This is a genomic window from Croceivirga sp. JEA036 (assembly GCF_011882165.1).
GTDB lineage: Bacteria > Bacteroidota > Bacteroidia > Flavobacteriales > Flavobacteriaceae > Croceivirga.
Window position 1 is genome coordinate 279,747 of record NZ_JAATON010000001.1, and the last position, 14,474, is coordinate 294,220.

Here is a 14,474-nt window from a genome sequence, read left to right on the forward strand (position 1 = left end):
ACTGATACTAGCACTAACTTAACCTTAACTTAATGTCTATTTATAAATTTAAGGTAGTTCTAGTAAGTTTGTTTATATATGTGAAAATATAATCCTTATAAAATGTGCGGAAAGTAAAACCTTCCGCACGTTCTTTTCTAAAACTTTTTTAGGAGAACATATGGTGATAATACTTATACTTTTTCTTTCTTTAACTCGTGCCAGTTAGATTCTTCCCAATGAATTGGTCTTGGGAAATTTTTGGACTCTTTAAAATAAATCGCTTTCATTTCCTTTACTTTATCAGGGTGGTCTTTTGAAATGTCTCTAGTCTCAGAAGGGTCATTTTTTATGTCAAATAATTCTAATACAGGCGCTCTGCCGGCCATTTGGTCGTAATATAAACCGGCTTCTATTTTTCCTGTAAATCGCAATAAATAGTTATCCTTTATAACAACCCAAGCGGGGGGAGCAAACTGGTCTTCATCTGCGTGGGTTTTGGTAGAATTAGCAATTAAATAGCCCCATTTAGTGGCATGTACCCCAGACCATAATAAATAATCATGTATTTTTTCTTCTCTTGGATTGTTTAATAATGAAAGTAAACTTTTGCCATCAATACTATCTGGTATTTTTGTGCCAACAGCATCTAAAACGGTTGGTAAAATATCCATAGTAGATACAAGAGAATTGGAAATTTTTTGCTGTTTAATACCGTTGGGCCAATGGATAAAAAATGGAACTCTAAAACCGCCTAAATAATAATTGCCTTTATGCCCAGAAAAAGGCGTATTACCTGGTAGTGGTGAGCCAGATTTATGACCATCATAAGAGCCACCGCTCATAGCGCCATTGTCTGAGGTGAATACAATAATGGTATTTTTATAGGCTTCTTTAGCTTTGAGGAAATCAACAATTTTCTCAATATTTCTATCTACCGCGTATAAATGCGCATAAAAGTTATTCAATTCAAAGGAGTCCGAATTAAACTTTTTAAGGTATTTATCTGGGGCTTTTAATTCTACCGAATCATGAACCGCATGGTAATGTAATTGTACATAAAATGGCTTGTTTTCTTGTATACTTTCGTCTATTTTTTCAATGGCTTTTTCTGTAAAGACATCTGTATTGTAGCCTGCTTGCTTGCCTAAATGCGTCCTGTTTTCCCAAATGTTATAGGAATTGTAGTACTGACTAGCCCAGTGATTATATCCATAGTAATAATCAAATCCATGGTTTAAAGGATTTTGTGATTCTACGACAGAGCCCAAATAACCACTTTCTCTTATTTCATTAAATAATTCTGGATGTGTTGGTTTTAAAAGGTAAAAATTAGTGTCTTTTGCTAATTGATGTTTGGTTAAAATTTTATGTAATATTTGGTCGTTTCTCTGGCCTATATGCCATTTGCCAATGTGGGCGGTTTTATATCCCGAAGCTTTTATTTTTTCCGCTAAATGCGTTCCTTTTCTTATTCCGGATTGTTCAGAATCATCATTGGTATATATGCCCCATCTATTCTGCAAGATACCTGTTACCATACCTAATCTAGATGGAGAACAAACATTGCTAGAGGTGTATGCATTGGTAAAAGTTACGCCTTCTTTGGCCAGTTTAGTAAGGTTAGGAATAGCAGTCTGGGAGTATTCTAATGATTTTTCTAGGGAATAGCCTTGTAAACTATCTACTAAGCTAACAAAAAATGGATTAAAGTCTGCTGTGGTAATGGTATCGTTGTAAATACCAAATTGTCCATAACCTAAATCATCCATAAGTACAAATAACACGTTTGGTTGTTGAACCTTAGGTTGTTCTTTTTTTTTGCAATACGTTAGAGTGAATAAAGCACTCAAAGAAACAAGTATGCTAAAGAAATGTTTCATGGTCAAGTATATATTTTTATAAGGAGGTAGTGAAAACAATATATCCACAGACAAATTATGTCTGTGGATTAAACAACTAAATTGTTTTTTTAGTCTAAGAACTTAGATTGATCTCTGTATGCATCCATACGATCAATGTCTACTTTTTCAAATTCTTTTTTAAGCATCCAACGTGGACGTTCAAGGGTTAATTCCCACTCAAACAACTCTTTAAAAAGTGATTTGACTAACTCTGGATGTGCATCGGCAATGTTATTGCTTTCAGAAATATCTTCTGCAATATTGTACAATTCTGCCGGCCTATCTGGAAAACGAATTAGTTTAAAATCCCCTTTGCGTATTACCCCTCGGGCATCTTTTTTCCAGAATAATGTTTCATGGGGTTTAGCGTTATCTATACCCGTGATAAAAGGTGTTAAGTTAACACCATCTATATTTTGGATAGCACTGACATCACCGCCAGCTGCAGCGTAAAAGGTTGGTAACAAATCCATGGTGCTGATTGGATTAGTATAGGTGGTATTGGCTTTAAGTTTTCCAGGCCATTTCATTAAAAAAGGAACCCGAATACCACCCTCTAAATGATTGGATTTTGTGCCACTTAGTGGATAATTTACAGACGCATTTTTATCCGTAGGACCACCATTATCATTGGTGAAAACGATTATAGTATTGTCTTCTATCCCTAGTTTTTTTAGCTGGTCTATTATCTTACCGCACGCCCTATCTAAGGCCAAAGTCATAGCAGCTACTATTTTTCTTTTACCTGTTAGGTTTGGAAATTTTGCCAAATCTTCTGGAGTGGCATCCATAGGGGTGTGTACTGCGTTAAAAGATAACATGGCAAAGAAGGGTTGTTTTTCTTTGTGTTTTCTTTTTATAAAGTCTACAGCTTCTGTTGCCAAAGCATCCGTTAGGTATTTTGCAGGTTCTTGATAGTTGCCAAAACCTTTTTCCATCAGGTCCATTTTGCTTGGTGGTAAATCCGAATAGGGGAAGTAACTTCTGGCACCACCGCGAAAACCATAGAATTCATCAAACCCTCTTTTTGTAGGGTGAAATTTATCGGCTCCCCCCAAATGCCATTTTCCATAGAAGGCCGTAGCATACCCTTGCTTTTTTAAATAATCTGCTAAGGTGACCTCTTCCGTAGGTACCCCCATATCCCAGCCATCTGCAGCAGAAACTTTGCTCATAAAGCCAGGTACATTGTTTTCTTCAAAGCCAAAGCGCTGTTGGTAGCGCCCAGTAATTAAACCGGCTCTAGAAGGGCCACAGGTTGGGTCAGAAACATAAGCCTGTGTAAATTTTACACCTTGTTTGGCTAATTTATCCAAGTTGGGTGTTTTCATAGTTTTGCTACCATGAAACCCAAAATCTGCATAGCCAGCATCATCAGAAAACAATAAAACAATGTTGGGTTTGTCTTGGCTGTAAGCAAACACGCTTGTAAGACAGCAAAAAATAAAAATGGTAATTGACTTCATCATCTTGTAATTTAAAATAAAAATACCAGGAACAGGCCCTGGTATTTTGTTGCTAATTGTGAACTAGGATTAATATCCAGCGTTTTGTTCCAAAGACGGTGCTTTTTCTATTTCTGATAAAGGAATAGGCAAGTAATATTGTCTATCGAACCAAGGTCTTGTAATAACGGTGTACTCTTCTGGAACAACGTTGCCATCGGTCATTTTGGTCCATCGTAATCCTTTAATGTCAAAACCCAGGTTTTCACTATTCATCCACCTTCTTTCATCGTAAAAATTGTGACCTTCAAAAGCAAGTTCTACGCGTCTTTCTCTTTTTATTGCTTCTAATAGTTCTTCTCCACTTGCACTAATTGTTGGTTGTAAAGCTCTAGTAGAAACTTTGTTTAAGTATTCTAAAGCAGCAGCCTCATCACCTGTATGGTAGCTTGCCTCTGCATAATTTAAAAATACTTCTGCCAATCTATATAGTATAAAAGGTCTTCCAGGAGATGTTTCTGTTAAACCTACAGATTCATCTTGGAACTTTCTAATGTTGTATCCTGTCTTAGAAGAATGTAAGGTGTTGCCTAGTCCTTCTGGAGAATCTAACCCATGGGGAAATACATTTACGTCTTCAGATAAAAAATACTCAACTTCTCTATCTCTAAAGGTTGCGCCATTATAATTTAAATTAGCATAATAACGCATTTCTCTATCTGTATTTGGATTCATTGGGTCGTACCCACCTTCTTGTGTTGATGTACCATCTGCCATATTGTATTGTAAAACATAGTTCAGAGTAGGCGATGATAGTGCCCAACCGCCATAACCGCTAGGTGCTTGGGTTTGATTCCATAAAGAATTAACATCTGTACCAAAGTCGTACAAGTCACTACCGTAAGGTCTAGCCCAGATAATATCTTCGTGAGCTTCTAAGAACAAATCTCTATATTCTTCTGCATTAGCAACAGCAATTAAATCTCTATTTCCTAAGAGGTCTATAATATCTTTTGCAGCTTTAGCAGCATCTTCCCACTTTGTGGTTTTTGTGTAATCATATAACGGACCACTAGGTGCAGTACTGGGGTCGTGTAGTTCGCTAGCGGCGTATAATAATGCTCTAGATTTAACAGCCATTGCAGCAACCTTAGTTGCTCTACCAAATTCAGTAGCAGGTCTTGTTTCTGGTAAGACTGCAGCTGCAGCGTCTAGCTCGGCTACGATATATTCTACGCATTCTTCGTACGTATTTCGTGGAATATCAAAGGTTTCTGCATCAAAACCTACGGTTTCTTTAATTAAGGGGACCGCTCCGTACAATCTTGTTAACTTAAAATATAGATTGGCTCTTAAGAAGCGCATTTCTGCTTTCAATATTTCCGCTTCCTCTGGAGCATCCATAGCTGCTTGCGAATCGTCTATTTTATCAAAAAATAGGTTTATTTCTCTGATATAACTATAATAAATTCTCCACTTGTTATTAAAGTCGCCCACATTAGCAGGGTTCCAGCCTCTACGTAGTGCTAATCTGTCTAAATCTCTAAAATTGAACTTAGACTCAAAAGAAGCATTTTCTATGTTGTATCTTCTAGACCACCAAATGGTTTTATTTAAGCCCCAACTTTCTGTACTATTATAATTGGTAAGTACTAAGCTGGTTACCTGATTAATATCACTATACACAAATTCTTCTGTAAAGGAATCTGCGGCATCTATTTCTAAAGAATCTTCACAACTACCTAGTATTAGTAGGAAGGTTGCAAGAAAAACTAGTGTTATTTTATTTGATTTCATTTTGTTGCAATTTTTTATTAGAAACTGAAGTTTAAACCAAAACTGTACGTTTTAATAGGGGTATACGTGGCGTTTCTGAAGTTGTAATAACTGGTTGCTTCTGGATCAAGACCTAAATCATAAATGTCAGAGAAAAATGTGAACAAGTTGTATCCTCTAGCGAACAATCTAATGTCTGCGATTTGAGTAACTTCTTTTGGAATCGTATATCCAACTTCAATCTCTTTAAGTCTTACAAAAGAGGCGTCTTGCAACCAAATATCTGCTCCTTGAAAATTTTCTACGTTACCGTTCTGGTTGCCATTTATACCGTCTCCTTGAGGAAATGCCCTTGGGAAACTTGCGTTACGATTTTCTGGGGTCCATCTTTGATTAAAAACGAAGTCGGGTCTAGCGCCTCCTTGGTCAAAGAACACTAAAGTTTCTGCTTTTGCTTGACCTTGGAAAAGGAAACTTAAACCAAAATTCTTGTAGGTAAACCCACCATAAACACCATATTGTATTTGGGGAATGTTAGAGGTGCCAACACGTATTCTATCATCAGCATTAATTACACCATCGCCATTGGTGTCTTGATAAAAGATATCACCTTCTTGAGAACCGTTTAGCTTAGCCTCTGTAGCATCTACTTGGGCTTGGTCACGGAATAATCCGTTGGTAGGGTAAACTATATAAGAATCTATAGGAGTACCTTCTCTTCTAAGATTTTCTTGTACGTTTTCCCCTTCTGCAAGAAAAACAACTTCATTCTGGGCCTGAGAGAAGTTAACACCAAAGTTGTAATTAAAATCCTCATTGATAGCATCGTTCCAAGCGAGCTCAAATTCTACGCCGTAATTTTTAACTTCTCCAAAGTTTTCTGCGGGTAAATTAAACCCTAGATAATCTGGGATGGCTGCTTGTCTTTGTGCTAATATATCTTCTCTTCTCTGGAAGAAATAGTTAACATCACCCGTTAATCTACTATCAAAAATTCCAAAGCTCAAACCAATGTTTTGCATAGTTGCTGTCTCCCAAGTTACATCTGGATTAGCAGTGGTAGAAGAACTAAAGCCATTTGCTAAAACACCAGGGCTACCAATGATAAAGTAATCTGGTTGTGCTACATTAAAGTTTGGGTTACCGTTGTTAGTTGCAACGCCATAATCATATAACGTTAACCATTGATTGGGCGCAATTCTATCATTACCTAGTTTAGACCAAGAAGCTCTTAATCTTAAGGAGTTTATCCAGGATACGTCTTCTAAAAAGCCTTCTTTGTCTATAGCCCAAGATGCAGCTACACTAGGGAAGGTACCATATCTTTTTCCAGGACCAAATGCACTAGAACCATCATGACGAATGGTAAAGTCTAAAAAATATTTTTTCTTGAAGTCATACGAAAAAGAACCAAAGAAGTCCATTCGTGCAAATTCACTTCTAATACCAGAGGATTGTTGTTGTTCTGAACCACCAGCAAACAATTCAGGTCTATCGCTAGATGGAAATCCTTGTCGCTGAGCAAAGAATGTTCTAGTATCAGAATCTAAGCGTTCTGTACCAATAAATGTGCTAATAGAATGGTTGTCTCCAAATAGCTTGGAATATCTTATGGTAGCGTTGATAAGCGTTTCATCATACTTCCAAAAAGATTCTCTTAAAATTCTATTTTCACCTTGTTGAGAAAAACCAGTAGTAGGTATGTACTCATTAGAACCTTCTTGAAATGTGTAAACTGTCCATGGTGTGTACCAGTTTTTTTGGTCGTTATTCATTTTACGAATCCCAACAAAACCATTAAGACTTAGTCCATCTAAAATTTTATCAAGTCTAATGTCTAACGAAAATTTACCACGTAAATCAGTATCTTTTCTGTTTACAAAACCAGACTCATTACTAGACATTACCAGTGGATTTTGACCGTTTTCACCACCAAACCCAGGTAATCCATTTGGATATACTCCAACCTCTGTTGGCAAATTGGTAAAAATATGCTTGTAGATATTTAAATCATCTACACCAGGTCTATTTCTATCCCCAAAACGACCTAGTAAGTCCACACCCAACTTTATATCCTCTGTTAATTTAATATCTAAGTTAGAGCGTACTTGTTTTTGATTAAATTTTAATGAACCAGACCTATATAGACCTTCTTGGCTTAGTACATCACCACTTACAAAATACTTTACAGCATCATTTCCACCAGAGATAGAAAGTGTGTTTCTAGTTTCAGGAGACGAACTTGCAAACGTTAAATCTGCCCAATCCGTACTCGGAAAATTTATTGGGTCATCTCCAGCAGCATACGCATTAATTTGTTCTTGAGAAAAAGGAAGTTCTGTCCCTGCACGCTGTGCAATTTCATTCTCATAAATAGCGTATTGCTCAGAGGTCATTAAATTAGGTGTCCTCGTAAAAGATGATAAATTGTAAGATGATGAGAAGTTAATCTTAGGCTTTCCAGTAGAACCTCTTTTAGTGGTAATTAAAATAACACCATTCGCTGCCCTAGAACCATAAATAGCAGCAGCACCATCTTTTAGTACAGTTAAAGAGGCAATATCCTGCGGAGAGAGATTAGAAAAGCTAGCTGCTTGAATACCATCAATCAGGATTAAAGGCGAATTGTTATTTAGGGTAGATTTACCTCTAATTAAAATAGTAGTGGCATCATCATCTGTATTGCCACCACCGCCGTTACCAGCACCTGGTACACCCCCACGGTCACTAATAATAAGACCAGAAGCTCTACCAGCAAGAGATTTGGCAATATCTTTATTAGAAGATTGTTCAATGGCTTTACTGTCTATAGTACTTACAGATCCCGTTACTTCTCCTTTTTTACGGGTACTATAACCTAATACTACCACTTCCTCAAGATTTTGTGTATCTGCTGCAAGCGTTACATTAACAGTGGATTGCCCATTAATTGGCACCTCTTGGGTAGAATACCCTACATAACTAAATACCAAAGTAGCATTGGCATCTACCACATCAATGGTATAATTACCATCAAAATCTGTTTGCACGCCATTAGAAGTACCTTTTACAATTACTGTTGCTCCTGGTAAAGGTCCTTGCTCGTCCATAACGGTACCGCTAATTTGCATTTGTAAAGCATCCGTGGTAGAGCGTACGGATACAATAGTAGATGCAAAAGTGTGTGCTGGTACAGCTACGACCATAAGCAACCCAAGAAGTAATCCCTTAGGTTTTTCCAAACTTTCTTTTAACCAAGACAATGCTTTCGTCTGGGATAGGAAAGTTAGATTTTCTCGTAAATTTCTCATAGTTCAGTTAATTAATATTGGGTCACTTTCGTTGTGCTTACATCAATGCCCCGTTCGTTTTTAGTTTTTGAACTTTGATTGACTATTTCTCAATTTTATAACTGCCTATTGTTAATAATGAAATTATCAAATGCAGTTTTTGTCAATTTGAAAGTTCTTTTACAAAAGAAGTATGGAGAGGGGTAAAACTATTCTTAAAATTTACCAAGCTTTAACATTATATTAACCGCAATTTGTACAACAGGTTAAAAAAGAGTTAGTAAAGGATGTGATGTGTGTAAACGCTAGTAAAAACTATCAGTTATCTAGGTTTAGATAAGCTTATTTAGAGATATGGGCGGGAATGCGAATCTGTTTTAAACTGAAGCAGCTTTTTTAATAGACTTAAAATGTGATTCTAAGCTTTGGTAGTCTTTTGATGCTACCATTTTTTTGTCTATTAGGGAACTACCCATACCTACACCGTAAGCACCCGCGGCAAAAAAGCTAGAAATATTGTCTAAAGAGACCCCCCCAGTAGGTAGTAGTTTAATGGTGTTTAACGGAGCCAAAACATCTTTAATATACGTAGTTCCTAACTGTGTAGCAGGAAATACTTTTACAGCAGTTGCACCTAGGGACCATGCGGTATAGATTTCTGTTGGAGTATAGGCGCCCGGAAAAATTGGAATTTCTTTTTTTACGCAATTTTTAATGACATCCACATCAATTATGGGGGTTACAATAAATTGAGAACCCAGGTCTATGGCTTTATCTAATTCCTCTTGGGAACAAACCGTGCCAGCACCAATGTTTAGCTCAGGAAATAGACGTACTACCTCTGGTAAAACCGTTTCAATATTAGGAGAGTTCATAGTAATTTCTAAGGTAGTTAAACCAGCTTTGCTAAAAGCCTCAGCAATGTTTAATGTTGCCTCTAAATCTAGTCCTCTTAAGATACCTACTATAGGTGTGGCTTCAAATTTTTGAGTAGAAAATCTGCTATTGTCCATAGGTGTTTAAAATCTGTTGTTGCCCTTTTAGGAAGGCTTTTTCAAGTGTTTTTTTATCTAGTAGTACTAAAGTTTCTTTTTCTAAAACCTGCTGTAAGGCCACTGCGTACAACGTATAAAAGGGTTCGTCTGACGCTAAAAAAACCTTACCACTATTGTTTTCTTTTAAATAGCTTAATTCGTCTCCAATAAGCATTCCACTTAGTTTGTAGAAGTTATCTGCTTTATCAATTTTACCTTGTAACTGTTTAGATCGGATACTAAAAAGTTGCGAGGTCAGCATTTTATCTAACCCTATGAAAACGCCATTTATAAATATTTCTAGCATTTTTTTATCCCAAGAAGTGTTGCTAACGTTATTGCTTAGAATACTTTGTTGAGAAAGTAACTGAAACAACTCTCCCGTCATATAACTTTTAAAACTCGTAAAGATTCCCTTTTTATAACATAAATGCTTACTATGGGTACCTGGTAATAATAACGTACCATCTCCATAAGGTGCAAGTATGGGTAGTAAACCAAGGGCTTGTGTTTCTTCCCCTCTCATCACGCCTTCTTGATCTTCTAAACCAGAGGTAAGCAAAATAGTAATAGTAGGAGTTAAATCTATTTTCTCTACTACAAAGGTGTTACTATTTTCAGCAATTGGCATAGTGCCATAGGGTAGTTCTTTAAGTCCTATATTGGCTGTGGCCATGCCAGAAACTACCATGGTATACTTTTCTTTAGGATTTAATTCTAGAAAAGTAATTTGCTCTTTTAGGTAGTTTAGAAAATAATGGGTTTGGTCACCAAAAGAAGAAGCTTTATAATCCATATAAAGCTCCTTTATTCCTTTATTTGTTTTATGCGTTGCTAAAACTTCCAAATTGTCAATAGCTACTTTGCGTAGTCTAAAATTAGAAGTTCCCCAATCGCAACTTAAGAACACTGTTGTGTTTGCCATTTAACTTTTTTCCAATGTTACCCTTTTCTTGGTAAGGTAGTCATCCATAGCATAGGAACTACAATCAACACCTATACCACTATTTTTAACACCGCCATGGGGTAGGTAAATATCGTATTTAATGCCATTTAGTTGTACTTCGCCAAATTCCAAATGCTCGGCAAAGAAAGCTAAGATATCATTGTTTTGCGAAAATACATAAGAAGCAAGACCTGCATCTGAGTCGTTAGCCCACTCTAAAACCTGTTCTTTCGTTTTAAAAGGTACTACCATTGCAACAGGACCAAAAACTTCTTCTTGTAGAATAGGAAGATTTGCATCTGGTAGTAGAATTAGCGTGGGTTCAAAAAAGTACCCCTTTCTGTCTGGAGCTTTACCGCCAAAAAGTAGTTGACCTCCTTGGTTTAAAGCTTTATCAACAATCCCTTTGACTTTTATTACGGAGGCAACATTGGCCAATGGTCCCATACTGGGGTTGCCATCTCTGCCAAAACCTAAGGTAGCTGCAACAAAGTGCGATTTCATTTTATCTAAAAATTGCTGCAAAACAGCTTCATGTACATAATATCTGTTGGCTGCTACACAAATTTGGCCTGTATTACCAATCTTTAGCGCAGCTCCAATAGTGGCCGCCTTGTCTACATCTGCATCATCAAAGACTATAAATGGTGCGTTACCACCGCATTCCATGCTATATCTTTTAATAGAGGTTTTACTGCTTTGTTGTATTAGTTTTTGAGCAGTTTCTGTAGAGCCAATCATTGTAATTAATCTAGGGATTTTACTCTCGCAAAGTGGTATACCTACATTTACTACATCACCACAAATTATGTTTATAACTCCTTTAGGAAAATCAATTTCATGTAGAATTTCTCCTAGAATGTAAGCTGATAAAGGCGAAAATTCTGAAGGTTTTAAAATGATTGAACATCCAGCAGCAATAGCAGGTCCTAATTTAAAACCTAGGTTTAATAATGGAAAGTTGTACGCCAAAAATGCTACAACTACACCTATAGGTTGCTGTTTAATATGATGGGTGTGCGTACCTTCTTTATCTGTAATTGGAATATCTTGCCTGTCTTTTATTTCTTCAGAATAAAAAGCTAAAGAATCAGTAATGCTTTTAAAGTCCTCTGCAGTGCCTTCCCATACTTTTCCCATCTCGTGCATAATGGAAGTTCTAAGCAAATCTTCGTACTCAAATAATTTTGAACTAAGCTTAGCAATCCACTCTAAGCGTTCTTCCACGGGGGTCTGTGACCACATTTTAAAGCCTTCTTCTGCGGCCAAGAGAGCTTTTTCTGTGTCTTTTTTAGTCGCCCATGCTATTTCTGCCGTTTCTTCTTCCGTGCCTGGACAGATAAGGCTAAAATAATTTTGGTCACTGGCAGGTATTAACTCGCCATTTATATAGAGATTTTTTTTACCAAAGTGCATACTATCTGATAGTGTCAATTGTTCTTTTTCCTTTATCACAACTACTAAATTTTATTAAAGCATCTTCATTAATAAATATTCCTAATCCCGGTTCATCTGTAAGTTCTAAATATCCATTTTTTATGGTCATATTAGTACTAGTTAACTGGTCTCTTAATCCATTCTCTGTGCGGTCATGCTCCATCATACATTCGGCAGAATTTAAACGACCTGGAATAGTGTCTAAGTTGGTGATAAAATGGGCTGCTGCGGCAATAGCAATACCAGTGCCCCAGGTATGCGGAACTAATTCTACACCATAAACAGAGGCCAATGTAGCTATTCGTTTTGCTTCTGTTAATCCACCAGTAGCACAAATATCTGGTTGTACAATATCCACAGAATTAGATTTTAATAAGGTTTGAAAGCCAAAGCGCAAATATTCGCATTCCCCACCCGCAATTGGTATAGAGGTCTTATTACGCAGCTCTGCATATTGGTCGTAATATTCAGGAGAAATTGGCTCTTCAAACCAAGAAATATCATATTCTTCTACAGCTTTGGCTAAACTTATAGCTTCTCTTAAGTTGTAGGCATGGTTAGCGTCTATCATTAACTTTACATCTGGGCCAATTGCTTCTCTAATACATTTAACATAGGCTATGTCTTTATCAATACCTAAACCAACCTTCATCTTCATTGCTTTGTACCCAAGTGCTACGTAAGACGCGGCTTCTTCCGCTAACTCTTTACTTAGATTTTCTCCATTGCCATTAGCAAAATACAACCCAGTAGCGTAGGGTAAAATGTATTCTCGTTTTTTACCACCTAACAATTGATAAACAGGAAGGTTTAATACTTTACCTTTTAAATCCCACAGGGCTACATCAATAGCACTGACAGCAGACATTAGTACACCACGTCTCGCAAAATCTAAAGTTCTGCGGTACATAATACCCCAAATGGTTTCTGTTTCTAATGGATTTTGACCTAGGATAAAGGGGGTAATATGTTCTATCCCTGCTTTTATAACTCCAGCAGGGCCATAGCCTTCTCCCCAACCAATATGACCAGAATCACTTGTAATTTTTACAATACATATTTTTCTTTCAGAATATCCCCATTGCGAGAAATAGAAGCTTTCTTTAAGCTTATCGGTAAGGACATAACTTTCTATAGATACTATCTTCATGTTTTGTGCTTTTGCGCTACACGGGCTCATCTTTAAAAGCTTAGAGAAAGAACCATAGGCTTGTAGGCTTTTAGGAGTATAAAACTACTCCCTGTTAGTTAGACAAATTAACAGTAATCCGTTGGGGGTAATCACTTATTAGTTAACCAAAACTTACACTAAATTACCTTATTTATGTAAAAAGATATTTTTAATTGTTTATTTGGATAGAAAAGTATTTGTTCTAGACAGATTACAAGTTGTCAGAAAAAGGTATAAAAAAAACGGCAAAAGTAATTTTACCGTTTTGGACTAAACTAAAACTAACTCTAACCGAAAACTGAATATGCTGTTAGTTAAGCAAATATAATACCGTTGTTACAGGTGTATTAGGTTAATTGTAGCATATGTTGGCACAATTTTATCTTGTTTAAATATGACTTTTGATGCTATGTAATATGAGAAAAATGATACGGTGAAAATACAGTTATACAGGAAGTATAGCACTAATTAATCACTCAATAAATCAACTTAAACTTTAAAAAATTTAGACTTTGTGGTAATGTAGTAATAAATGGCTGTGGATTATAGCATTATTCTATCAAAGCTAAGTTATTCCACGGCAATTGGTGTTTCATACTTTTTCATATACTCAGAAGGCGTAATGTTCATCAGGCTCTTAAATTGCCTATTAAAGTTGGTGAGTGTATTAAAACCAGATTGGTAGCATACAGTGGCAATTTGATGTTTACCTTCTATTAAAAGTTTACATGCGTGTCTTATTCTAATCTCATTTAAAAACTGAGAAAAAGACTTGCGTGTACGTTTTTTAAAATAGCGACAAAACGCATTTGGGGTCATATTTGCCAAATCAGACACTTCTTGTAGCTCTATTTTATTATGGAAATTCTCGTTTAAATACGAGATAATTTTTGCCATGCGTTCTTTTTCGTCTTTTCGAAAGGTGGTGTTGATTTCTTCTTCGCATAGTACTTGATAATTTTCGCTTATAGAAAGTATATCAAGAATACGTAAAATGCCAATAATACTGGATAAACCTTGGCTGTTAACCAACCCTACCATGTGGCTATGTACTAAGTAAGATACTGCTTTGCTAAACTTTAAACCTTTGTTAGCTTGATCAAATAATAGTTGTATTCGGTTAGATTCTGTTAGGTTTAAAAAGTTATCACCTAAAAAATCACGCTCAAATTTAACCACAATTAAATCTACCCCTTCATCTGAACCTTCGGCTGCATAATATTCTTTATGATTACGGAAAAGGTGAGGAACGTTGCTGCCTATTAAGTAAAGTTCTCCAGGACCAAAATTGCCTATAGAATTACCTACGTAACGAGTGCCTGTACTCTTCATAAAATAAATAAGCTCTAGCTCTTTATGATAGTGCCAATCTTGTTCAATACAAGGCATGGTATCTTGCCTAGCCATAAAACTACGACCAGGATTTTTCTCCGTCTGTTTGTATGTAAGCCGCATATTACCTTTAGATACTTTCATAACAAGTTACAATAAAATATCTAAAAAGGGAATATAA

9 protein-coding genes are annotated in these 14,474 nt (G+C 36.3%); all 9 read right to left on the reverse strand.

Annotation, left to right across the window (positions count from 1 at the left end):
* Positions 1-173: 173 nt before the first annotated feature.
* The 9 genes from HCO57_RS01030 to HCO57_RS01070 all read right to left on the reverse strand — a co-directional run bounded on the left by HCO57_RS01030 (position 174) and on the right by HCO57_RS01070 (position 14,437).
* On the reverse strand, positions 174-1,862 hold the full coding sequence (locus HCO57_RS01030) for a sulfatase (protein WP_167987446.1): 1,689 nt from the start codon (positions 1,860-1,862) through the stop codon (positions 174-176).
* Between the two features lie 89 nt (positions 1,863-1,951).
* A complete protein-coding gene (locus HCO57_RS01035; RefSeq protein ID WP_317171089.1) occupies positions 1,952-3,352 on the reverse strand; it encodes a sulfatase in 1,401 nt (466 codons plus the stop codon).
* Between the two features lie 66 nt (positions 3,353-3,418).
* Entirely contained in the window at positions 3,419-5,125 is a 1,707-nt protein-coding gene (locus HCO57_RS01040) for a RagB/SusD family nutrient uptake outer membrane protein (RefSeq protein WP_167987447.1), read from the reverse strand.
* A gap of 17 nt (positions 5,126-5,142) precedes the next feature.
* Entirely contained in the window at positions 5,143-8,394 is a 3,252-nt protein-coding gene (locus HCO57_RS01045; RefSeq protein WP_245167516.1) for a SusC/RagA family TonB-linked outer membrane protein, read from the reverse strand.
* A gap of 356 nt (positions 8,395-8,750) precedes the next feature.
* Positions 8,751-9,386 (reverse strand): bifunctional 4-hydroxy-2-oxoglutarate aldolase/2-dehydro-3-deoxy-phosphogluconate aldolase, encoded by a 636-nt coding sequence (locus HCO57_RS01050; RefSeq protein WP_167987448.1) that lies wholly within the window; start codon positions 9,384-9,386, stop codon positions 8,751-8,753.
* Complete coding sequence (locus HCO57_RS01055) at positions 9,376-10,332, reverse strand: 2-dehydro-3-deoxygalactonokinase (RefSeq protein ID WP_167987449.1); 957 nt, start codon at positions 10,330-10,332, stop codon at positions 9,376-9,378. The genes HCO57_RS01050 and HCO57_RS01055 overlap by 11 nt, the downstream gene beginning before the upstream one ends.
* On the reverse strand, positions 10,333-11,808 hold the full coding sequence (locus tag HCO57_RS01060; protein WP_317171090.1) for an aldehyde dehydrogenase family protein: 1,476 nt from the start codon (positions 11,806-11,808) through the stop codon (positions 10,333-10,335).
* The gene (locus HCO57_RS01065; RefSeq protein WP_167987450.1) at positions 11,771-12,940 is read right to left on the reverse strand and encodes a mandelate racemase/muconate lactonizing enzyme family protein; all 1,170 of its coding nucleotides are present in this window, start codon (positions 12,938-12,940) and stop codon (positions 11,771-11,773) included. The genes HCO57_RS01060 and HCO57_RS01065 overlap by 38 nt, the downstream gene beginning before the upstream one ends.
* 591 nt (positions 12,941-13,531) lie before the next feature.
* The gene (locus tag HCO57_RS01070) at positions 13,532-14,437 is read right to left on the reverse strand and encodes an AraC family transcriptional regulator (RefSeq protein ID WP_245167517.1); all 906 of its coding nucleotides are present in this window, start codon (positions 14,435-14,437) and stop codon (positions 13,532-13,534) included.
* Positions 14,438-14,474 lie beyond the last annotated feature (37 nt).

Excerpts from the sequence above, each read along its gene's own strand:
- HCO57_RS01030 (WP_167987446.1), bottom strand. The coding sequence starts at position 1,862 with ATGAAACATTTCTTTAGCATACTTGTTTCTTTGAGTGCTTTATTCACT.
- HCO57_RS01035 (WP_317171089.1), bottom strand. The coding sequence starts at position 3,352 with ATGATGAAGTCAATTACCATTTTTATTTTTTGCTGTCTTACAAGCGTG.
- HCO57_RS01040 (WP_167987447.1), bottom strand. The coding sequence starts at position 5,125 with ATGAAATCAAATAAAATAACACTAGTTTTTCTTGCAACCTTCCTACTA.
- HCO57_RS01045 (WP_245167516.1), bottom strand. The coding sequence starts at position 8,394 with ATGAGAAATTTACGAGAAAATCTAACTTTCCTATCCCAGACGAAAGCA.
- HCO57_RS01050 (WP_167987448.1), bottom strand. The coding sequence starts at position 9,386 with ATGGACAATAGCAGATTTTCTACTCAAAAATTTGAAGCCACACCTATA.
- HCO57_RS01055 (WP_167987449.1), bottom strand. The coding sequence starts at position 10,332 with ATGGCAAACACAACAGTGTTCTTAAGTTGCGATTGGGGAACTTCTAAT.
- HCO57_RS01065 (WP_167987450.1), bottom strand. The coding sequence starts at position 12,940 with ATGAAGATAGTATCTATAGAAAGTTATGTCCTTACCGATAAGCTTAAA.
- HCO57_RS01070 (WP_245167517.1), bottom strand. The coding sequence starts at position 14,437 with ATGAAAGTATCTAAAGGTAATATGCGGCTTACATACAAACAGACGGAG.